Consider the following 18,588-nt stretch of genomic DNA (forward strand, 5'->3'; position numbering starts at 1 on the left):
ACGCTAACGCTGTCACCTATTCCCTGTCTCACAACAGGGGTGCAGTCCAACTGCCTACTGCCTACTGCCTACTGCCTACTGCCAGACGCTCTTTGCGCCACGCCGCCGGCGCCACCCCAACCGACTGGCGGAAGAACCGCGAGAAATAGGCTGGGTCGTTGAAGCCGGTCTCATAGGCGATGTCCTCGACCGTGCGGATGGTGAAGAGCAGCAGCCGCTTGGCCTCGACCAGGCGCCTTTCGCCGATCGCCTGACGCACGCCGGAGCCCAGCACCTGATGCGCCGCCTTGTCGAGCAGATGGCGCGTGGTGCCGAGTTCCTCGACATAGCGCTCGACCGGCCAGTCGTCGCGGAAGTGTCGGTCGATCAGCCGCCTGAGCCGGCCGCCCAGGGCGACCGCCGCGGGCACCATGATCGCATGCGACTGGGCGTCGAGGCGGGCGATGTGCGACAATGCCACTGCGACCAGCGGCGGCAGGATCTTTTCCGCGCCGGCTTGAGCCTCGGCATATTCGGCCTGGATCATCCTGACCGTGTCGCCGAGCCTTTGCCAAAGCGCTTCCTCACCACGTGCGGTGATGAGAACCGGCTGGTCGAGCGCCAGCGCCGAGTGCTCGGCGATCGCCGCGAGCGCCGCGTCCGCGACCGAGACGACGATCGCGTCGGTGCCCGGCTCGATGTCGAACCCATGCACCACGCCGCTCGGCATGAAGCTGACCGTCGGTGCCGAAAAACTCCAGGTCCTGTCCTCGATCCGGTAGATGCCCTGCCCGCTCGTCCAGAACGTGACCTGCGCCATTTGCGGGTGTTTGTGGGCCAGAACCTGGCCGCGGTGCACCGAAGCGCGGGCCTGCACGGTCTCGACATGCAGGAAGCCGACGTCGAGCGCCCGTGCCGGCTCGCCGTAGACGAAGAATTCCGGAATGGCGGTCTGGCCCATGAGCAGCCGGAAAAAGTCCAAGCGGTTTTGCGCTTTCGTCCATAAACCATTAGCTCGGCTCCCGCTACTCTCCACCAATCAAGGGAGGATCATGATGCGATCGGAAGAATTCCGGGCCGACAAGTCGCGGCCGTTCACGGGCGCCGAATATCTGGCGAGCCTACGCGACGGGCGCGAGGTCTATATCAATGGCGAACGGGTGGCCGACGTCACCAGCCATCCGGCGATGCGCAATTCGGTGCGCTCGCTGGCACGCCTCTACGACGCGCTGCATGATCCCAACCAGCAGGCGGTGCTGACCTCGCCGACCGACACCGGCTCCGGCGGTTTCACGCACAAATATTTCCGCGTCGCGCACTCCTCCGCCGAGCTTGCCGCGCAGCAAAGCGCGATCGCGCATTGGGCGCGCATGACCTATGGCTGGATGGGCCGCACCGCCGACTACAAGGCGGCGCTAATGAACACGCTCGGCGCCAATGCCGAATGGTACGGACCGTTCAAGGACAATGCGCGCGCATGGCACAGCAGAGCCCAGGAAGCGGTCCTGTTCATGAACCATGCCATCGTCAATCCGCCGATCGACCGCCACAAGCCGGCCGAGCAGGTGAAGGACGTTTTCGTGCACATCACCAAGGAGAACGATGCCGGCATCTGGGTGTCGGGCGCCAAGGTGGTGGCGACGTCGTCGGCGCTCACCCACTATAATTTCCTGGCGCAGAGCTCGGCGACGGTGACGGAGGATCCGTCGCTGTCGGTGATGTTCATCGTGCCGATGAATGCGCCGGGCATAAAGATGTTCTGCCGCGTCTCCTACGAACAGACCGCCAACACTGTCGGCCATCCCTTCGACTATCCGCTGTCGTCGCGCTTCGACGAGAATGACGCGATCCTGGTGCTCGACAATGTCTTCATCCCCTGGGAGGACGTGCTGGTGCTGCGCGACGCGCAAAAAATCCTGTCCTTCCATCCGGCGTCGGGCTTCATGCATGGCTACTGCTTCCAGGGCTGCACGCGCTTTGCGGTAAAACTCGACTTTCTCGCCGGCTTGCTCGCCAAGGCGCTGCGCGCGACCGGCGGCGATGCCTTCCGCGGTAACCAGGCGGCGCTCGGCGAGGTGATTGCGCTGCGCCACATGTTCTGGAGCTTCTCCAACGCGATGGCGCACAATCCGATTCCCTGGGCCAACGGCGCGGTGCTGCCCAATCTCGAGGCCGCGCTCGCTTACCGCACCTTCATGTCGGAAGCCTATCCGCGCGTCATCGACACGGTGCGCCGCGTGATCGCTTCCGGGCTGATCTATCTGCCCTCCTCGGCGCGCGATTTCGACAATCCGGAAATCGACCGCTATCTCGCGCAGTATGTGCGCGGCTCCAACGACATGGGCCATGTCGAACGCATCAAGATCATGAAGCTGTTGTGGGACGCGACCGGCACCGAATTCGGCGGCCGCCACGCGCTCTACGAGCTCAACTATGCCGGCGCGCCGGAAGAGGTGCGGCTGCAGGTGCTGAAGGGCGCGGAGCGCGGCGGGCGGCTGAAGCAGATGGAGGAACTCGTCGACCAATGCATGGCCGACTATGACGAGAAGGGTTGGACCGGCGACACCTGGCTGCCACCCCTCGGCGCCCAGGCCAACTGACGGAGGCCAGCCATGGAAGCGGCCATGACGTCACAAGTCGCGAGGCTGGAATTCCGCGAGGCGATGGCGCGGGTCTGCGCGCCGGTCAACATCGTTACCACCGATGGTTCGGCCGGGCGCGGCGGCTTCACCGCGACCGCCATGTGCAGCGTCTCCGACGATCCGCCGACGCTGCTGGTGTGCATGAACGAGCGCTCGGCGCAGACTGCAATGTTCCTCGCCAACCAGCGTTTTTGCGTCAATGTGCTGACCCAGTCGCACATGCATCTGGCGGCAAAATTCGCCGGCGCGATCCGCGACATGACCGAGCGCTATCAGGCCGCGCGGTGGCAGACCATGCCGTCCGGCATGCCGGCGCTGCTCGACGCGATCGTCAGCTTCGATTGCGAGATCGGCGCGGTGAACAAGGTCGGCACGCACAATGTGATGTTCGGCCGCGTCGTCGACATCCGTCACGGCAGCGACGAGGCGGCGCTGCTGTATGTCGGCCGCAACTACATGCAGCCGAGCGCGCTGGGGAGTTTTGGCGGGTGAGAAGCGCCCTTCCCTTCTCCCCTTGTGGGTGTCGCCGAAGGCGACGGATGAGGGGTGCTCCAGCGGAGTGAGACGCTGGCGTTCCCTGGAACACCCCTCATCCGTCTCGGCGCTGCGCGCCGATCCACCTTCTCCCACAAGGGGAGAAGGGAAATCCTAGCCCTCCATCGACTCCGACTGGATCAGGCTATCCAGCATATCTAGCAGGCGCTCATGCTCCGCGGCGCCGTAGCGCTTCTCGATTGCCTCGTAGATGGCGGTGCGCTCGGGCGCCAGTTCCTCGATCAGCGCCACGCCGGTCGGACTGATGGCGAGCAGCGCGCGGCGGCCGTCATCCTTCACCTTGTTGCGGGATATGAACTCCCTCTCCTCCAGCGCCTTGATGATGCGGGTGAGGCTCGGCGGCAGGATCGAGGCGCGGTTGGCGAGTTCGGTCGCCTCCAGCGGGCCAGTCTCGGCGAGAACGCGCAGCACGCGCCACTGCTGCTCGGTGATATCATGGCGGGCGAGCATCGGCCGGAAATGCGCCATGATCACTTCGCGGGCGCGAAGCAGAGCCATGGGCAAGGAGCGGCGGGTGCTGGGCGGTAGCAAAATCAGGTCTCCGAAAAATTCCAGTCCAGTACGACTCGCAACAAAGGTCTAGGGCGGGATCGCAGCTATATCCGCGATTTTGCCGAGAGCGGCAATCCCACCCCGGGAGTTGCATCCGCAGAGAGAACGACGCTTGACATTCCCGCGTCAAGATGTAATTCACATGTTAACTACAAGACGGGTGCTGCCGGCGGAGGAACCCTTGCCCCATATGTCGATCGAATATTCGGCGAATCTCGACGCGAAGCTCGACATGGGCGAACTCTGCGCGCTGGTCTCGCGCACCATCCTCGAAACAGGCTTGTTCGAACCGGGCGCGGTCCGGGTGCGCGCCTTCCGCGCCGAAGCCTATGCGATTGCCGACCGGCTCCCGGAGAACGGCTTCATCGACATGAACTTCCGCATCGGCAAGGGTCGCAGCGCGGCGGAAAAGAAGAGCGCCGGCGTGGCCATCTTCGCGGCGGTCACCGATCATCTGGCATCGCTGTTCGCCACGCCGCATTTCGCGCTATCGCTGGAGATCCGCGAGATCGACGCTGAGCTAAGCTGGAAGAAGAACGCGATCCATCCGCGCCTGCGTGGCAAATAACCGGGCGCGGCAAGCAATCGACAGGAAGCACACCCATGGCGGCATTGGACGACAATCTGAAGAAGGCCGAGGCCTATCTCGAACGCTTCCGAAAAGGCGGCGTGCTCAACCAGATCGCCGGCGAGGCGGTGCCCGCGGCCGACGGTTCGACCTATGAGACGATCTCGCCGATCGACCTCAAGCCGATTGCCACCGTGGCGCGCGGCAAGGCCGCCGACATCGACCGCGCCGCCAAGGCCGCGAAGGCCGCGTTCAAGGACTGGGCGGCGATCTCCGGCGATGCGCGCAAGAAGCTCATGCACAAAATCGCCGACGCCATCGTCGCGCGCGCCGAGGAGATCGCCTTCGTCGAATGCATGGACACTGGACAGTCGTTGAAATTCATGGCCAAGGCGGCGCTGCGCGGCGCCGAGAATTTCCGCTTCTATGCCGACCGCGCGCCGGAGGCGCGTGACGGCCGTTCGCTCAGGGCGCCCGGCCAGCTCAACATGACGACACGCGTGCCGATCGGCCCGGTCGGTGTGATCACGCCGTGGAACACGCCCTTCATGCTGTCGACCTGGAAGATCGCACCGGCCTTGGCCGCCGGCTGCACGGTGGTGCACAAGCCGGCCGAGCTGTCGCCGCTCACCGCCCGGCTGCTGGTCGAGATCGCCGAGGAAGCCGGCCTCCCCAAGGGCGTGTGGAACCTCGTCAACGGGTTCGGCGAGGATGCAGGCCGGGCGCTGACCGAGCACCCCGACATCAAGGCGATCGGCTTCGTCGGTGAAAGCCGCACCGGCTCGATGATCATGAAACAGGGCGCAGAGACGCTGAAGCGCGTGCATTTCGAGCTCGGCGGCAAGAACCCCGTCATCGTCTTCGCCGACGCCGACCTGGAGCGCGCTGCGGACGCCGCCGTCTTCATGATTTATTCGCTGAACGGCGAGCGCTGCACCTCGTCGTCGCGCCTTTTGGTCGAGGCCTCCGTGCACGACAAGTTCACCGACCTTGTGGCGGAGAAGGCCAAGCGCATCAAAATCGGCCACCCGCTCGATCCCGAGACCGTGGTCGGTCCGCTAATCCATCCGGTGCACGAAGAAAAAGTCCTCTCCTATATCGAGATCGGCAAATCGGAAGGCGCGGTGGTCGCCGCCGGCGGCGGCAAGTTCGATGGCCCGGGCGGCGGCTGCTATGTCAGCCCGACGCTCTTCGTCGGCGCCACCAACAAGATGCGCATCGCCCAGGAGGAGATTTTTGGGCCGGTGCTGACAGCAATCCCGTTCAAGAACGAGGCGGAGGCTCTGGCGCTGGCCAACGACACGCAATACGGCCTGACCGGCTATCTCTGGACTTCCGACGTCACCCGCGCGCTGCGCTTCACCGATGCGCTCGACGCCGGCATGATCTGGGTGAATTCGGAGAATGTGCGACATCTGCCGACGCCGTTCGGCGGCGTCAAGAGCTCGGGTATCGGCCGCGACGGCGGCGACTGGTCGTTCGACTTCTACATGGAAACCAAGAACATCGCGTTCGCCACGGCGCCGCATTCGATCCAGAAGCTCGGCGGCTGACCGGAGACACAAATGGCCCTGCCCCAACCCAACCTCTACCCCGCCTTCAACATCGTGCGGCTCAGCCATGTCGAGCTCGCCGTCACCGACCTGGCAAAATCCCGCGCCTTCTATGTCGACACGCTCGGCCTGCAGGTGACCGACGAGACCAGCGGCGCGATCTATCTGCGCGCCATGGAGGAACGCGGCCATCACTGCATCGTGCTGCGCAAGGCGACAACGCCCGAAGCGCGCGAGCTCGGCTTCAAGGTGTTCTCCGACGAGGATATCGACAAGGCCGAGCATTTTTTCAAGGAAAAAGGCCTGCCGGTGGAATGGGTCGAACGGCCCTACCAGTCCCGCACCTTCCGCACGCGTGATCCGCACGGCATCCCGCTCGAATTCTATTCCAGGATGGAGCGGCTGCCGCCAATCCACCAGAAATACGCTCTCTACAAGGGCGTGAAGCCGCTGCGCATCGACCACTTCAACTGCTTCTCGCCGAATGTCGACCAGTCGGTGGCCTTCTACAACGAACTCGGCTTCCGCGTGACCGAATACACGCAGGACGAAGAGACCGGTAAGCTGTGGGCCGCCTGGACGCACCGCAAGGGCGGCGTGCACGACATTGCCTTCACCAACGGCCTTGGCCCGCGCCTGCACCACGTTGCCTTCTGGGTGCCGACGCCACTCAACATCATCGACCTGCTCGACCTGATGGCGACCACCGGCTATGTCGGCAACATCGAGCGCGGACCTGGACGGCACGGCATCTCCAATGCCTTCTTCCTCTACATCCGCGATCCGGACAACCATCGCATCGAGATCTATTGCTCGGACTACCAGACGGTCGATCCCGATCTCGAGCCGATCAAGTGGGATTTGAAAGACCCGCAGCGCCAGACGCTGTGGGGCGCGCCGGCGCCGCGAAGCTGGTTCGAGGAAGGCAGCGTGTTTGCCGGTGTCGAGCCGCGCAAGTCCGATCTGGCGGCCTCGCCGATCGTGGCGCCTTGATGGGCTGTTAGGAGATGTTCGCGTTCCTTCGCCCCCCTCTCTGTCCTGCCGGACATCTCCCCCTCAAGGGGGGAGATTGGCTATTCACCGGAGTATCAGCATGAGCGCGAGACGGCTCGCCACCTTTACCGTCGGCGGCAAGATGCGCTACGGCGCGATCACCGATAAGGGTGTTGTCGATCTTTCGTCGCGCCATGCCGAATGGCCGACGCTGCGCGAGGTGATCGCGGCCGGTGCGCTCGTGAGACTCGCCGAGGGGGTCGAAGGTCTCGCCGCCGATTTCAGCGTCGAGGACATCGCCTACGAAATCCCGGTGCCCTCGCCGGAAAAGATCATCTGCGTCGGCGTCAACTACCCGGACCGCAACGAGGAGTACAAGGACGGGCAGGCTGCGCCCTCAAATCCGTCGCTGTTCATCCGTTTTCCGCGTTCCTTCGTCGGCCATGGCGCGGCACTGGTGCGGCCGCCGGAATCGCCGCAGCTCGACTATGAGGGCGAGGTCGTCATCGTCATCGGCAAGGGCGGGCGACGCATCGCCGAAGCCGATGCGCTCGGCCATATCGCAGCACTTTCGCTCGGCAACGAAGGCACGATCCGCGACTGGGTGCGCCACGCCAAGTTCAACGTCACGCAAGGCAAGAATTTCGACCGCACCGGCTCGATCGGACCGTGGCTGGTGCCGTTCACCAACGAGGCGCAGATCGCCGACATCGCGCTCACCACCCGCGTCAATGGCGAGATGCGCCAGCAGGACCGCACCGGGCGCATGATCTTCTCCTTCCGCAAGATCATCAACTACATCTCGACCTTCACCACGCTGGCGCCGGGCGACGTCATCGTCACCGGAACGCCGACGGGTGCCGGCGCCCGCTTCGACCCGCCGGTCTGGCTGAAGCCGGGTGACGTCATCGAGGTGGAGGCGGAAGGCATCGGGCTTCTGCGCAATGGCGTCGTCGACGAAGAGGCAGCCCGATGATGACGGAAAGCCAAATCGAGGACGCCGCCCGCAGGCTGTTCGAAGCCGAGCGCGACCGGCGCCAGATCAGACTGCTCAGCCTCGATTTTCCAGAGGCGACGATGGACGACGCCTACCGCGTGCAGGCGGCGCTGGTGAAGCGCAAGGCCGCATCGGGACTGACGATCAAGGGTTGGAAGATCGGCCTGACCTCGAAGGCGATGCAGTCGGCGCTCAGCATTGACATTCCGGATTCCGGCATCCTGTTCGACGACATGTTCTTCGAAGATGGCGGCACCGTGCCTGCCGATCGTTTCATCCAGCCGCGCATCGAGGCCGAGATCGCCTTCGTCATGAAGGCGCCTTTGGCTGGTCCCGACATTTCGGTCGACGACGTGCTCGACGCCACCGATCACATCACGCCGGCGCTTGAAATCCTCGACACCCGCATCGAGCGGATGAACAAGGAGACCGGCAGGATCCGCACCTTCTTCGACACGATCTCGGACAATGCGGCCAATGCCGGCATCGTCGTCGGCGGCCGCGCCGCCGGCCCACGCGAGGAGGATCTGCGCTGGATCGGCGCGATCGTGTCGCGCAACGGCGAGGTCGAGGAGACGGGCCTCGGCGCCGGCGTGCTCGATCATCCCGCCAAGGGCATCGTCTGGCTCGCCAGCCGGCTGCACCAGTACGGCATGCGGATCGAGGCCGGCCAGGTCGTGCTGTCGGGCTCCTTCATCCGGCCGGTCGAATGCCGGCATGGCGACCGGATCGTCTCGGATTTCGGGCCCTTTGGCGCGATCCGCATCGCCTTCGCCTGATCCAGGCATTTCTCAGCTTCTGAAAGAAAAAAGGCCGGGCGCGAAAGCGGCCCGGCCAAGAATGAAGGTCATAACCTTCAGAGGGGAACACCGCCCGGCGCAATGGGAGGAAAACACCGAGCGATGCCTCTTATTTGGGGCCTAAACGGTGTATTTTCCACGAACGGAATTCCAAAAAAGATCGGAAATGCGAAAAAATCTCGCGCAATCATCAGGAATCCTCAGCCGGCGGCCGATGCTTTTTCCAGAAGGTCGGCATAGTGACGCCGTGAAACGTCTGGATGCGACCTCAGACGGCTCTTCAGCACATTGGCCCCGACATTGCGGAAGAGCGGATTGTCGGGGTCGCTGGCCGGGCCGCGCGCTTCGGCGGCGAGTTCCTCGGGCAGGTCGAGCAGCGGGATCGTCGCGTCGAGGCGGGCGCTGAAGAAGAACGGCACGGAAATGCGCTCGACGCCGGCCGGCGGCGTCACCACGCGGTGCACAGTTGCCCTGAGATAGCCGTTCGAGGCGAGCTCGAGCAGTTCGCCGATGTTGACGACGAGCGTTCGCGGGATGGGATCGACATCGACCCAGCTGCCATCATACTCGACCTGCAGGCCCTTGTTCTCGTCCTGCAGCAGCAGGGTGAGAAAACCGCCATCCTTGTGCGCGCCGACGCCCTGGTCGTCACCGGTGGCGTCACGGCCAGGATAGCGCACGATCTTCATGCGATGGTTCGGCTCGCCGCGATAGATCGGGTCGAAAGCGTCTTCCGGTTGGTCGAGCGACAGCGCGAAAGCCTTGAGCAGCCGGATCGCCACGTCGGTCGCCTTGGCTTGCCAGGCAAGCAGCGCGGACTTGAGATCGGGAAGCGCGGCCGGCCACTGGTTCGGGCCTTGCAGCCGCGTCCAAGCCGGCACGCCCAGCCCTTGCGAAACGGCCGGGCGCTCGACCCCGATGTCCAACTGCTCGCGCCAGTCGGCCTTGCCCCCGGTCAGCTCGCCACCGGCGCGCGTATAGCCACGAAACTGCGGCGACTTCACCATCTCGATGCCGAGCTTGTCGGCTTCCGGCAGGGCGAAGAAGCGGCGCGCCGCGTCGAGCACCGCATCGATTTCCGGCTGGGTGATGCCGTGGCCGCTCAGATAGAAGAAGCCGACATCGCGGGCTGCCGTGCGCAAATCAAACAAGAAAGTTCGAAGCTCCGACGGGCCCTGCTCCAGGCGGTCGAGATCGAGCACCGGAATTATTCTGAGCATGGACAGGCTCCTCTTGGCGTAACTCTTGTTTTTCGCAATTCCGTACGGAAAACCGCTGCACTTTCCTTGGAATTGCTCCAGCGCCCTGCCGCAAGATGACATGCGCGCCATTGCGGGTGAAGAACGCGCCGACCAATCTCATTGCAAACGGCGCAAGCCGGCGCTCAATTCCCGGCTTTTGCGGCAAATTGCGTTCGCGACCCCATCCATGCCCTGCCCTGTCAGCGATGATCCAGCCTTGCGACCAGCCGGTCGCCGATCCATTGGATGCCGCAGACCAGCACGATCAGCACAATGACCACGGCGACCATGACGCTGGTCTCGAAGCGCTGGTAGCCATAGCGGATGGCGAGGTCGCCGAGGCCGCCGGCGCCGATGGCGCCGGCCATGGCCGAAGCGCCGACCAGCGTCACCAGCGTCACCGTGAAGCCGGCGACGATGCCCGGCAGCGCTTCCGGCACCAGCACTTCGCGGATGATCGTCCAGCGGTTGCCGCCCATGGCGCGCGCCGCCTCAATCAGGCCGTGGTCGACCTCGCGCAGCGACACTTCGGCGATGCGCGCGTAGTAGGGCGTCGCCGCGATCGACAGAGGAACGATCGCCGCCCAGGTGCCGATCGAGGTGCCGACGATCAGCCTCGTCACCGGGATCAGCGCCACCAGCAGGATGATGAAGGGCACCGAACGGAAGCCATTGATGATGGCGCCGAGGATGCGGTTGAGCCAAAGGCTCTCGGCGATGCCGCCGCGATCGGTGGCAACCAGGGCAAGGCCGAGCGGCAGGCCGAAGACCAGCGAAATGATGCCGGACGCTCCGGTCATCAGCACCGTCTCCCAGATCGAGCGGAGCAGGAGTTCAAACAGGATCGGCGACATGGCCAAGCACCTCCACCCGCGCCCCGCGGTCTTTCAGGAAAGCGATAACTGCCGCCAGATGCGCGGCGTCGGCTCCAGGGACCGCCACGAACAGCGTGCCGACCGGCTGCTGCTGCACGTGGTCGATACCGCCATGCACAAGCCGGAACGGGCCGGGCACGTTGACGCTCAGCTCAGAGAGCAGCGGGCCACGCGCGGCCTCACCGGAGACATCGATCCTGAGGATCGTTTCCGCGCCTTCGCCTTTGGCCAGTCGGCTGGCGATCTCCGGCGGCAGTTGCGGCCGGATGCCGCCGAGCAAGCTGCGGGTGATCTCCGATTTCGGGTTGGCGAAGACCTGCCAGACGGCGCTCTCCTCGACGATGCGGCCGGCATCGATCACCGCCACGCGGTCGGCGATGGAACGGATCACCTCCATCTCGTGCGTGATGAGCAGGATGGTCAGCCCGAGCCTGGAATTGATGTCCTTGAGCAGCGCCAGGATCGAGCGCGTCGTCTCCGGATCGAGGGCCGAGGTCGCTTCGTCGGACAAGAGCAGCGCCGGGCGCGCGGCGAGCGCCCTGGCGATGCCGACACGCTGCTTCTGTCCGCCCGACAGCGAGGCCGGATAGGCTTTGGCCTTCTCCGACAGGCCGACGAGCTGCAGCAGCTCGGCCGCGCGCGTCATGCGCTCGGCGCGCGGCCACCCTTCGATCTTGAGCGGCAGCGCGACATTCTCCTCGACGGTCTTCGCCGACAGAAGGTTGAAGTGCTGGAAGACCATGCCGATGCGGCGGCGCAGCGGCTGCAGCTCGCGTTCGCCCAGACGGCCGATCTCGCGGCCCTCGATGAAGACCTCGCCGGAATCGGGCCGCTCCAGCCCGTTCAGACAGCGGATCAGCGTCGACTTGCCGGCGCCGCTGCGGCCGATGATCCCGAGGATCTTGCCCTTCTTCACGTTAAGCGAAACGCCGTCGAGCGCCGCCGTCGCGCCGAAGCGGCGCTTCAGGTCGACGAGGCGGACGACGTCTTGCGATCTCGCGGGATCGATAACGACCGGGTCGCCTATCTCGGCCGTGACGTGCTGGTTCATCTCTGTTTCCGTTTCAGTGCCGCTCAAACGCGACTGCGGCCCGCTCAACAGCGGACCGCCAACTTCCGACGGCCAGGCCCCGATCAATAGGCGCTGATCCCGGTGCCCTTGTAGACCTTGTCGAACTCGGCTTTGACCGCCTCGTTCTGGTAGGAGGCGACCAGCGCCTTCACCCAGGGCTCGTTCTCGGTTCCTGCCTTGACGGCGATGAAGTTGCGGTAAGGGTTGTCGGCCACCGGTTCCTGCGCGATGCGGTTTTCAGGGCCGAGGCCGCTTTTCAGCGCCCAGTCGGTGTTGACGACGGCGGCATCGAGATCCTCCACCGAGCGGCCGACGATGCCGGCGTCGAGTTCCTTGATCTCGAACTTCTTCGGGTTGTCGGCAATGTCGGCGGTGGTCGCCAGGATGCCGGTGCCGTCCTTGAGCTTGATCAGACCCTCATGCTCCAGGACGTGCAGAGCACGGCCTTCGTTGGACGGGTCGTTCGGCAGGCCGATGACGGCGCCCTCGGGCAGGTCGGCGACCTTGGCGTGCTTCTTCGAGTAAAGCCCGATCGGCCAGACGCCGGTATAGCCGACCGGCACGATGTGGTAGCCCTGCGTCTTGATCTGGTTGTCCAGATAGGGCTTGTGCTGGAAGGCGTTGGCGTCGATCTCGCCGCGCTCCAGCGCCTCGTTGGGCTGGGTGTAGTCGTTGAAGACGACGGTCTCGATCGTCAGCCCTTGCTTGGCCGCCTCGGCGGCGACGACGCGCCAGACATCCTCATCCTCGCCGCTGATGATGCCGACCTTGATCGCCTTCTTGTCTTCGGCGAAGGATGGCGACGGTCCGGCGAAGCCGACCACGGCAAGCGTCGTAGCGAAAAGCGCGGCAAGTCCGGCGCGCCTGGTGATTGACGTAACGAGAGAATTTGAAGCGTTGCCGCGTTCGGACATGATGCGTTCCTTGCGATCCTGAAATCACTTTGGCCTGGCGGGATGCGAAGCCTTGATATCAGCATCACCAATGCTGCCCGGTCAGGCAAAGAAGCGCTTTTCCTCTCAAGCGGAACGCAGAAAATATTCTCTCAAAGATTTTATGACTTGGAGCATGCCGACCGCTGGCGAACCGGTTTGGCCCGGTCAAGGTCCGAAGCGATGACGCTTAAGAGGCTTGCCGCGCAGCGCGCCAGCTCAATCGGCCATTCCCCCGCAGGCGAGGCACCGTCGGCAGGCCTCGCACTTCCTGGATGCCGAAGCCCAGACGCGTCAGGCAGGCCCGCGCCAGGGCCGCATTGCTGTCGATGACGATCAATCCGTTCGTGTCACCGAGGCTGGCCGATACAACCGACAGTTCGGTGCAGCCGAGAAGTGCCGCATCGGCACCAGCCAGTTGCGCGAGATGAAGCGCCCGCTCGGTTTCAGCCGCGGCCTGCGCGATCGAGCCGGCCTTGACGAGGCCGATGGCGCTGTCGACGCGTTCCTGGAACTCTGTGCCCGCCGGAAGGCAAGGATCGAAACCCGCCGCCGATATCCTCTCCTGATAGAAGCCGGAGGCAAGCGTGCCCCGGGTTGCGAGATTCGCAACCCTGCCCCGGTCCAAGCCGCGGCGGATTTCCGCCGCCACCGCGTCGCCGATGTGGATGATCTCGGCCTGCGAGTTCGCCACCAGCTTTTCATACCAATGATGAGCGGTGTTGCAGGGCATGGCGATGCAGGCAACGCCGAGCGCGTTCAGCGTCGAGACCGCGGCCGTCAGCGGCGCCAGCGGCCCGTCATGTCCGGCCAGGATCGCTTCGGTCCGGTCGGGCAGTTGCGGCACGCTGAGGATGACGGAAGGCACATGCTCGTTGTCGCTGAACGCCTCGGTCATCCGGGTCAGCTTGAAATAGAAGTCCGCCGATGCCAGCGGCCCGAGACCGCCGATGATGCCAAGCTGGGGACGAATGCTGTCGTCGATCATCGGACGGGCTCGGCTTCGAACTCGCCCGCGACCGTTTCATCGGACTGCGTCGTCTCCCTGTGGTTGGGCGCGATCATGGCCGTGCTCGCCGCCACGGTGCAGACGCTGGACAGCGTCATGAACGTATCGACGGCCGCATCCACCGCCACGAACAGGGCGAACGCTGCCTCGAAGGGAAGCTTCAGGTAACCGCAGACGATCGACATCTGGGACAGGATGAGCAGGCTGCCCATGCCGCCGGTGGTCAGCGCCAGAAGTGCGGAGACGATGCCGACGAGCAAGAGATCAGGGATCGCCAGTTGATGGCCGTAGAGCTGGGCGATGAACAGGGCACCCGAGGTGTAGACCAGCGCCGGGCCTGTTCGCAGCAAAGCCGCCTGCAGCGGCACGAGCAACTCGACGACGACAAGGTTGAAGCGCAGGCGCTCGCTCAACAGGTTGATGACCCATGGCAACGAAGCGACCGAGGAGCGTGTGGTGATGGCCACCATCAGGAGCGGCTGGCAGGTCCTGATCGTGGCCCAGTAGCTCCGTCGCGACCGCATGGCGATAATTGCAAACGCGCCGGCGAGGAAGGTCAGGCAGGAAAGGCCCATCACCAGCAGGTAGCCGCCCATCAGCATCAGCGGCTTGGTGCCGGTCGACGCGGTCTGGTCCGCGATCAGGATGAAGGTCGCGAAGGGCAGCCCCCAGACGAACCAGTTGGTCAGCACCGTGCACGCCCGGTACACCGCGTTGAGCGCTTGCGACAGGCTGAGCGACGAGGGCTGCGGAATCTTGCCCATCGCCAGACCGAAAAGCAGGCAAAATAACAGGACCTGGATGGTCTGGCCCGAGGCCAACGCGTTGAAGACGTTGTTCGGCACCAGGTCCATGAAGATCGAATGCCCGGCGTTCGGATCGCCGGTCGATGGCGGCGGCTGGAACGGGAATGCGAGATCGGTGGAGACGCTGCCCTGGGAATTGATGAACTCGCCGAGCTCGATGCGCGACTGCGGGTTCTCGATCTGGCCGGGCTTGAGGATCAGCGAATAGGTGCCGCTCACCAGCACGGCAAGGAACGACACGACCAGAACGGCTATGCCCACCTTGCCAAGATAGCGGACCGATTTCGGATCCTGGACCATCGCGGTGATGGAGAAGATGACGGACGAGACCAGATAGGGCAAGACGACCATCTTTAGGAAATTCAGGTAGATCTGCGCAACCGGACTGATGGCGTGGGCGAAGGCCGGGTAATAGAGGCCGCACAGGATCCCGGCCAGGATCATGATCATCGTCGTCAACGGCGAGCGCAGGATGCGCTTTGCCGCCAGGCGCCAATCGAAAGACATGGGAGCGGCTACATCCGAGACGGCCATTGTCAGGCTTTGCTCCCCTGACGATAGCGCGCGATGATCTCGTCAGTGCTGAGGACCTGCTGGCCTCGCGCCAGATCGAGATAGAGATCGACGAAGGCCGCCAGATGGGGATTGGCCGGGCTGACGCCGACCGCGATCGTGTCGACCTTGTCCGTCAGCGTGATCGAGCGCGCGACGACCGTCATCGACGGATCGTCGACCATCAGCTTCTTGATCTCGAAATCGTCGCGATAGGCAAGGTCGATCGTGCCGTTGCGGATCGCATCGATGACCGTGTTCCAGCCCGCGAAGCGCTGGATCGTGGCGTGCGGGAATGTGGTCGCCGCATAGGTGGCGAAGGATGAGCCTTCGATCACGCCGAGATCGCCGGAGAAATCGCGGATGATCTGTTCGGGCGGCTTGCCTTGCGCGATGCGCGCCAGGTTCACGCGGTTGGCAAGCAGCCCCTGGTGCAGCATGGCGTAGGGCCGGGAATAGAGGATCGAGCGACCGCGCTGAAGAGTGCGGCTCAGCTTGCCGATCGCCAGATCCGCCTCGCCGGACGTCAGCAGTTGCACCATGGCGTCGAAGGTCACGGCGGACCGGTCGAACACCGGTTCGACGCCAAGCTCCGCGGCTATGCCGCGCGCCAGGTCCATGTCGATGCCGCCGTCCCCCGAGCCGTCGGCCGGGAAGAACGGATCGGAGGCGAAGGCCGGCATGGCGATGCGCAGCTTGTTGTCGCCGACGATGGGTTTGGGAGCGTCTTGCGCGTGGGCCGGCGTAGCCAAGGCCTGCGCGATCAGCAGCCCCCCGCCTCCGGCTGCAAACAGCGTGCGACGTGTAAGCGGCATGCGCGTTCTCAATTCGTGCGGGGAAGCCGGACAACAAACCTGATAAATGCGCAGTATGCACGCCGAAGTTAAGTAAAGGTATCTTTTATTTTTCGCTTTTTTACATTGCGGATCACTAAAATGACATCAGGAAATATGCAGATTTCCTAAAATAATAAGACAGCGACGAGGCGCGTTATTGTCCAGTTCGCGCAACGGGTCGTCAGAACGTCTCTACCCAGGGCCTGAGATCGACCTCGAAGCTCCAGGCGCTGCGATGCTGACGATGGGTGGCGAGATAAGTCTCGGCGATCGCATCGGGTGACAGGTGGCTGTCCGTCCGCTCGGGCGTCCTCGCGGGCGAGGCGATCTGGCCATCGATGATGAAATGCGCGACGTGGATGTTCTTCGGGCCGAGCTCGCGCGCCATCGATTGCGCCAGGCCGCGCAGGCCGAATTTAGGCATGGCGAAACCGGCGGAACCGGAAAAGCCTTTGAGGCTTGCGCTGGCGCCGGTGAACAGGATCGAGCCTGAGCCCCGCGCTATAAGCCGGAGCGCCGCCTGCTGGCCGACCAGGAAGCCGCCATAGGCGCCGACGAGCAAGGCTTGCTTGACCGCCTCGGGATCGAGCTCGGCGATCGGGCCGCGCGTGCGGCCGCTGGCGTTGAAGACGGCGATCTCAAGCGGACCAGCCTTGTCGGCCGCCTCGAACAGCCGCTCGACGGAGGCCGCGTCAGACACGTCGGTTTCCACGGCTTGGGCGCCGGTGTCCTTGACCAGCGCGGCCAGCTTGTCGACGTTGCGCGCGGCAAGGACGATGCGGAACCCCTCCTTGGCGAGGAGCCGTGCCAGCGAGGCGCTTAGCCCCGAGCCGGCGCCCGCGATCACCGCAACATTGGCTGCCATAGCGTTCCTCCTTGAGGTCCCTCGTTGTCGAACCTGCAGGCTCGCGCCTTCGGCGACAAGAGGCAAGCACGTGGATGCTCGATTTCCGCCATTTGGCGCAAAAGGCCATCTGGATGGGCGCGGCGGAAGACTTGCCTGCCGGGCCAATCCGTCCGACACGTGGATCAAAGACGATTCGAGGACAAAACCATGGAACCAATCTGGGCGGTCGGCCTGATGACCGGCACGGTGCTCGACGGCAATATCGACGTGGCGTTGATCAAGACGGATGGCGAGCGCATCGCCGACACCGGCACCTACACGCTGGCCCCCTACCCGCAATCGATCCGTGCCTTGCTGGAAGAGACGCTGCGCCAGGCGCGCGCCTGGAATTTCGAGGGACCGGAGCCGGCGATCTTTCGCGAAGCCGAAGAAGCGCTGACGCGCGCGCAGTCGGCTGCGGTCAGAGACCTGGTCGAGAGCCAGGGCATGAGCATGGCCGATATCGGCGTCGTCGGCTTCCATGGGCAAACCGTGCTGCATCGCGCGCCGCAGCCGGGCAAGATCGGCAGGACTCGCCAGCTGGGCGACGGCGAACTGATGGCTTCGCTGCTCGGCGCCAAGGTCGCCTATGATTTCCGCTCAGCCGATGTCGCGGCCGGCGGGCAAGGCGCGCCTCTGGCCGCCGCCTACCACGCGGCGCTGCTGAAGGAGACGGACGCCAGCGGCGACACCGCCGTGCTCAATCTCGGCGGCGTCGGCAACATCACCTGGTGGGACGGCAAGGGCGATATCGTAGCCTTCGACACAGGGCCGGCCAATGCGCCGGTCAACGACTTCATCAAGGCGCAAGGGCTCGGCGAGATGGACCGGGACGGCAGACTGGCCGCAGCCGGCAAGGTCGACGAGGAAAGGCTCGCCCGGCTGCTCAAGCATCCCTACCTCACCAAGCCCTACCCGAAGTCGCTCGACCGGTTCGACTTCACCGCGGCGATGGCAGAGGGGCTCGGCGCGGAGGATGGCGCAGCGACGCTGACGGCCTTCACCGTGTCGGCCGTCGGCAAGGCGCTCGACCTTTTGCCGCGCCGGCCGAAGCGGCTCGCGGTGAGCGGCGGCGGCCGCCACAACCCGACGATGATGGCAATGCTCGAAAGCCGCGCCGACGTCGAGGTGGTGCAGGCCGAGACGCTTGGATGGAAGGGCGACGCGGTGGAAGCGGAATGTTTTGCTTTCCTCGCCGTGCGCGTGCTGCGCGGCCTGCCGATCAGCTTTCCGAGCACCACCGGCGCGCCTGAGCCGATGCGCGGCGGAAAGCTCGCGGGTTAAGTCAACTTCTTCTGCAGGAAGATGCGGCTGCGGCCGGCGGGAAAGTCAGGCAGTTCGCCGAACGGCCTGTAGCCCTGGCGCTGATAGACCTTCTCGGCGATGGGATTGAAGGTGTCGATCCAGGCGCCGTGGCAGCCACGTCCGATCGCCTCTTGTTCGGCAGTGTCGAGCATGCTGGCGGCCATGCGGCGGCCACGTAGCCTTTCGTCGACCCACAGCCACTGCACATAGAGCCAGCCCCAGGCGGTGTAGCCGGAAATGCCGGCGACGATGTCGCCATGCTCGTCGCGCACGATAACCGCGAGCGGCTTCCGGCCCGATGCGCCAACATCGGCATCGTTGAAGGCACTGAGACTCCCACTCAGGAAAGCGAGGTCCTGCGGCAAGGGCTCGGCCGTGACTTCAAGGGTCGTCTTCATCGCGCTTTTCGCTCCGGCCGATACTGCGCCCAGCCAT

19 protein-coding genes are annotated in these 18,588 nt (G+C 64.5%); 8 read left to right on the forward strand and 11 right to left on the reverse strand.

Features of this window, described 5'->3' with window-relative positions; all coding sequences use genetic code 11:
- Positions 1-61: 61 nt before the first annotated feature.
- Positions 62-961, reverse strand: a complete 900-nt coding sequence (locus LB572_RS29755) for a helix-turn-helix domain-containing protein (RefSeq protein WP_318014088.1) — start codon at positions 959-961, stop codon at positions 62-64.
- A 73-nt stretch (positions 962-1,034) separates the two neighbouring features.
- On the opposite strand from LB572_RS29755, the gene LB572_RS29760 reads away from it, so the two are divergent.
- Positions 1,035-2,579, forward strand: coding sequence for a 4-hydroxyphenylacetate 3-hydroxylase family protein (locus LB572_RS29760; protein WP_140802656.1), 1,545 nt, complete (start codon positions 1,035-1,037; stop codon positions 2,577-2,579).
- A gap of 24 nt (positions 2,580-2,603) precedes the next feature.
- Positions 2,604-3,113: a flavin reductase gene (locus tag LB572_RS29765; RefSeq protein WP_224670247.1), complete on the forward strand. Its 510-nt coding sequence runs from the start codon at positions 2,604-2,606 to the stop codon at positions 3,111-3,113.
- A 156-nt stretch (positions 3,114-3,269) separates the two neighbouring features.
- Here LB572_RS29765 and hpaR read toward each other — a convergent pair whose 3' ends face one another.
- Positions 3,270-3,674, reverse strand: a complete 405-nt coding sequence (gene hpaR / locus LB572_RS29770) for a homoprotocatechuate degradation operon regulator HpaR (RefSeq protein WP_224670248.1) — start codon at positions 3,672-3,674, stop codon at positions 3,270-3,272.
- A gap of 235 nt (positions 3,675-3,909) precedes the next feature.
- On the opposite strand from hpaR, the gene LB572_RS29775 reads away from it, so the two are divergent.
- The 5 genes from LB572_RS29775 to hpaH all read left to right on the forward strand — a co-directional run bounded on the left by LB572_RS29775 (position 3,910) and on the right by hpaH (position 8,618).
- Complete coding sequence (locus tag LB572_RS29775; protein WP_224670313.1) at positions 3,910-4,296, forward strand: 5-carboxymethyl-2-hydroxymuconate Delta-isomerase; 387 nt, start codon at positions 3,910-3,912, stop codon at positions 4,294-4,296.
- Positions 4,297-4,331: 35 nt separating this feature from the next.
- Positions 4,332-5,849 (forward strand): 5-carboxymethyl-2-hydroxymuconate semialdehyde dehydrogenase, encoded by a 1,518-nt coding sequence (gene hpaE, locus LB572_RS29780; protein WP_224670249.1) that lies wholly within the window; start codon positions 4,332-4,334, stop codon positions 5,847-5,849.
- 12 nt (positions 5,850-5,861) lie between these two features.
- A complete protein-coding gene (hpaD, locus tag LB572_RS29785; RefSeq protein WP_224670250.1) occupies positions 5,862-6,842 on the forward strand; it encodes a 3,4-dihydroxyphenylacetate 2,3-dioxygenase in 981 nt (326 codons plus the stop codon).
- Positions 6,843-6,984: 142 nt separating this feature from the next.
- Entirely contained in the window at positions 6,985-7,818 is an 834-nt protein-coding gene (locus LB572_RS29790) for a fumarylacetoacetate hydrolase family protein (protein WP_412033607.1), read from the forward strand.
- Complete coding sequence (hpaH, locus tag LB572_RS29795; RefSeq protein ID WP_224670252.1) at positions 7,815-8,618, forward strand: 2-oxo-hept-4-ene-1,7-dioate hydratase; 804 nt, start codon at positions 7,815-7,817, stop codon at positions 8,616-8,618. Before LB572_RS29790 ends, hpaH begins: the two co-directional genes overlap by 4 nt.
- A gap of 221 nt (positions 8,619-8,839) precedes the next feature.
- On the opposite strand, the gene LB572_RS29800 is transcribed toward hpaH, so the two are convergent.
- The 8 genes from LB572_RS29800 to LB572_RS29835 form a co-directional block, all read right to left on the reverse strand.
- Entirely contained in the window at positions 8,840-9,859 is a 1,020-nt protein-coding gene (locus tag LB572_RS29800) for an isopenicillin N synthase family dioxygenase (protein ID WP_224670253.1), read from the reverse strand.
- A 221-nt stretch (positions 9,860-10,080) separates the two neighbouring features.
- Complete coding sequence (locus tag LB572_RS29805; RefSeq protein WP_140802583.1) at positions 10,081-10,734, reverse strand: methionine ABC transporter permease; 654 nt, start codon at positions 10,732-10,734, stop codon at positions 10,081-10,083.
- Positions 10,715-11,806 carry a methionine ABC transporter ATP-binding protein gene (locus LB572_RS29810; protein ID WP_224670254.1) on the reverse strand — a complete coding sequence of 364 codons (1,092 nt, stop codon included), beginning with the start codon at positions 11,804-11,806 and terminating at the stop codon, positions 10,715-10,717. The genes LB572_RS29805 and LB572_RS29810 overlap by 20 nt, the downstream gene beginning before the upstream one ends.
- Positions 11,807-11,889: 83 nt before the next feature.
- On the reverse strand, positions 11,890-12,741 hold the full coding sequence (locus LB572_RS29815; protein WP_224670256.1) for a MetQ/NlpA family ABC transporter substrate-binding protein: 852 nt from the start codon (positions 12,739-12,741) through the stop codon (positions 11,890-11,892).
- Positions 12,742-12,949: 208 nt separating this feature from the next.
- Positions 12,950-13,747, reverse strand: coding sequence for an aspartate/glutamate racemase family protein (locus LB572_RS29820; protein WP_224670257.1), 798 nt, complete (start codon positions 13,745-13,747; stop codon positions 12,950-12,952).
- Positions 13,744-15,081, reverse strand: coding sequence for a dicarboxylate/amino acid:cation symporter (locus LB572_RS29825; protein ID WP_224670258.1), 1,338 nt, complete (start codon positions 15,079-15,081; stop codon positions 13,744-13,746). Before LB572_RS29825 ends, LB572_RS29820 begins: the two co-directional genes overlap by 4 nt.
- 29 nt (positions 15,082-15,110) lie before the next feature.
- Positions 15,111-15,941 (reverse strand): substrate-binding periplasmic protein, encoded by an 831-nt coding sequence (locus LB572_RS29830; protein WP_224670259.1) that lies wholly within the window; start codon positions 15,939-15,941, stop codon positions 15,111-15,113.
- Positions 15,942-16,143: 202 nt separating this feature from the next.
- Positions 16,144-16,827 (reverse strand): SDR family NAD(P)-dependent oxidoreductase, encoded by a 684-nt coding sequence (locus LB572_RS29835; protein WP_224670260.1) that lies wholly within the window; start codon positions 16,825-16,827, stop codon positions 16,144-16,146.
- 189 nt (positions 16,828-17,016) lie between these two features.
- On the opposite strand from LB572_RS29835, the gene LB572_RS29840 reads away from it, so the two are divergent.
- Positions 17,017-18,132 (forward strand): anhydro-N-acetylmuramic acid kinase, encoded by a 1,116-nt coding sequence (locus LB572_RS29840; protein WP_140802589.1) that lies wholly within the window; start codon positions 17,017-17,019, stop codon positions 18,130-18,132.
- Here LB572_RS29840 and LB572_RS29845 read toward each other — a convergent pair.
- On the reverse strand, positions 18,129-18,551 hold the full coding sequence (locus LB572_RS29845; protein ID WP_224670261.1) for a GNAT family N-acetyltransferase: 423 nt from the start codon (positions 18,549-18,551) through the stop codon (positions 18,129-18,131). The two genes, LB572_RS29840 and LB572_RS29845, sit on opposite strands and share 4 nt — an antisense overlap.
- Positions 18,552-18,588 lie beyond the last annotated feature (37 nt).

Source organism: Mesorhizobium sp. BH1-1-5 (genome assembly GCF_020165615.1).
Lineage (GTDB): Bacteria > Pseudomonadota > Alphaproteobacteria > Rhizobiales > Rhizobiaceae > Mesorhizobium.

Bases quoted from the DNA above. Each gene is read 5' to 3' on its own strand.
- LB572_RS29760 (WP_140802656.1), top strand. From the start codon at position 1,035: ATGCGATCGGAAGAATTCCGGGCCGACAAGTCGCGGCCGTTCACGGGC.
- LB572_RS29765 (WP_224670247.1), top strand. From the start codon at position 2,604: ATGACGTCACAAGTCGCGAGGCTGGAATTCCGCGAGGCGATGGCGCGG.
- hpaR (WP_224670248.1), bottom strand. From the start codon at position 3,674: ATGGCTCTGCTTCGCGCCCGCGAAGTGATCATGGCGCATTTCCGGCCG.
- hpaE (WP_224670249.1), top strand. From the start codon at position 4,332: ATGGCGGCATTGGACGACAATCTGAAGAAGGCCGAGGCCTATCTCGAA.
- hpaD (WP_224670250.1), top strand. From the start codon at position 5,862: ATGGCCCTGCCCCAACCCAACCTCTACCCCGCCTTCAACATCGTGCGG.
- LB572_RS29790 (WP_412033607.1), top strand. From the start codon at position 6,985: ATGCGCTACGGCGCGATCACCGATAAGGGTGTTGTCGATCTTTCGTCG.
- hpaH (WP_224670252.1), top strand. From the start codon at position 7,815: ATGATGACGGAAAGCCAAATCGAGGACGCCGCCCGCAGGCTGTTCGAA.
- LB572_RS29800 (WP_224670253.1), bottom strand. From the start codon at position 9,859: ATGCTCAGAATAATTCCGGTGCTCGATCTCGACCGCCTGGAGCAGGGC.
- LB572_RS29805 (WP_140802583.1), bottom strand. From the start codon at position 10,734: ATGTCGCCGATCCTGTTTGAACTCCTGCTCCGCTCGATCTGGGAGACG.
- LB572_RS29810 (WP_224670254.1), bottom strand. From the start codon at position 11,806: ATGAACCAGCACGTCACGGCCGAGATAGGCGACCCGGTCGTTATCGAT.
- LB572_RS29815 (WP_224670256.1), bottom strand. From the start codon at position 12,741: ATGTCCGAACGCGGCAACGCTTCAAATTCTCTCGTTACGTCAATCACC.
- LB572_RS29820 (WP_224670257.1), bottom strand. From the start codon at position 13,747: ATGATCGACGACAGCATTCGTCCCCAGCTTGGCATCATCGGCGGTCTC.
- LB572_RS29825 (WP_224670258.1), bottom strand. From the start codon at position 15,081: ATGTCTTTCGATTGGCGCCTGGCGGCAAAGCGCATCCTGCGCTCGCCG.
- LB572_RS29830 (WP_224670259.1), bottom strand. From the start codon at position 15,941: ATGCCGCTTACACGTCGCACGCTGTTTGCAGCCGGAGGCGGGGGGCTG.
- LB572_RS29835 (WP_224670260.1), bottom strand. From the start codon at position 16,827: ATGGCAGCCAATGTTGCGGTGATCGCGGGCGCCGGCTCGGGGCTAAGC.
- LB572_RS29840 (WP_140802589.1), top strand. From the start codon at position 17,017: ATGGAACCAATCTGGGCGGTCGGCCTGATGACCGGCACGGTGCTCGAC.
- LB572_RS29845 (WP_224670261.1), bottom strand. From the start codon at position 18,551: ATGAAGACGACCCTTGAAGTCACGGCCGAGCCCTTGCCGCAGGACCTC.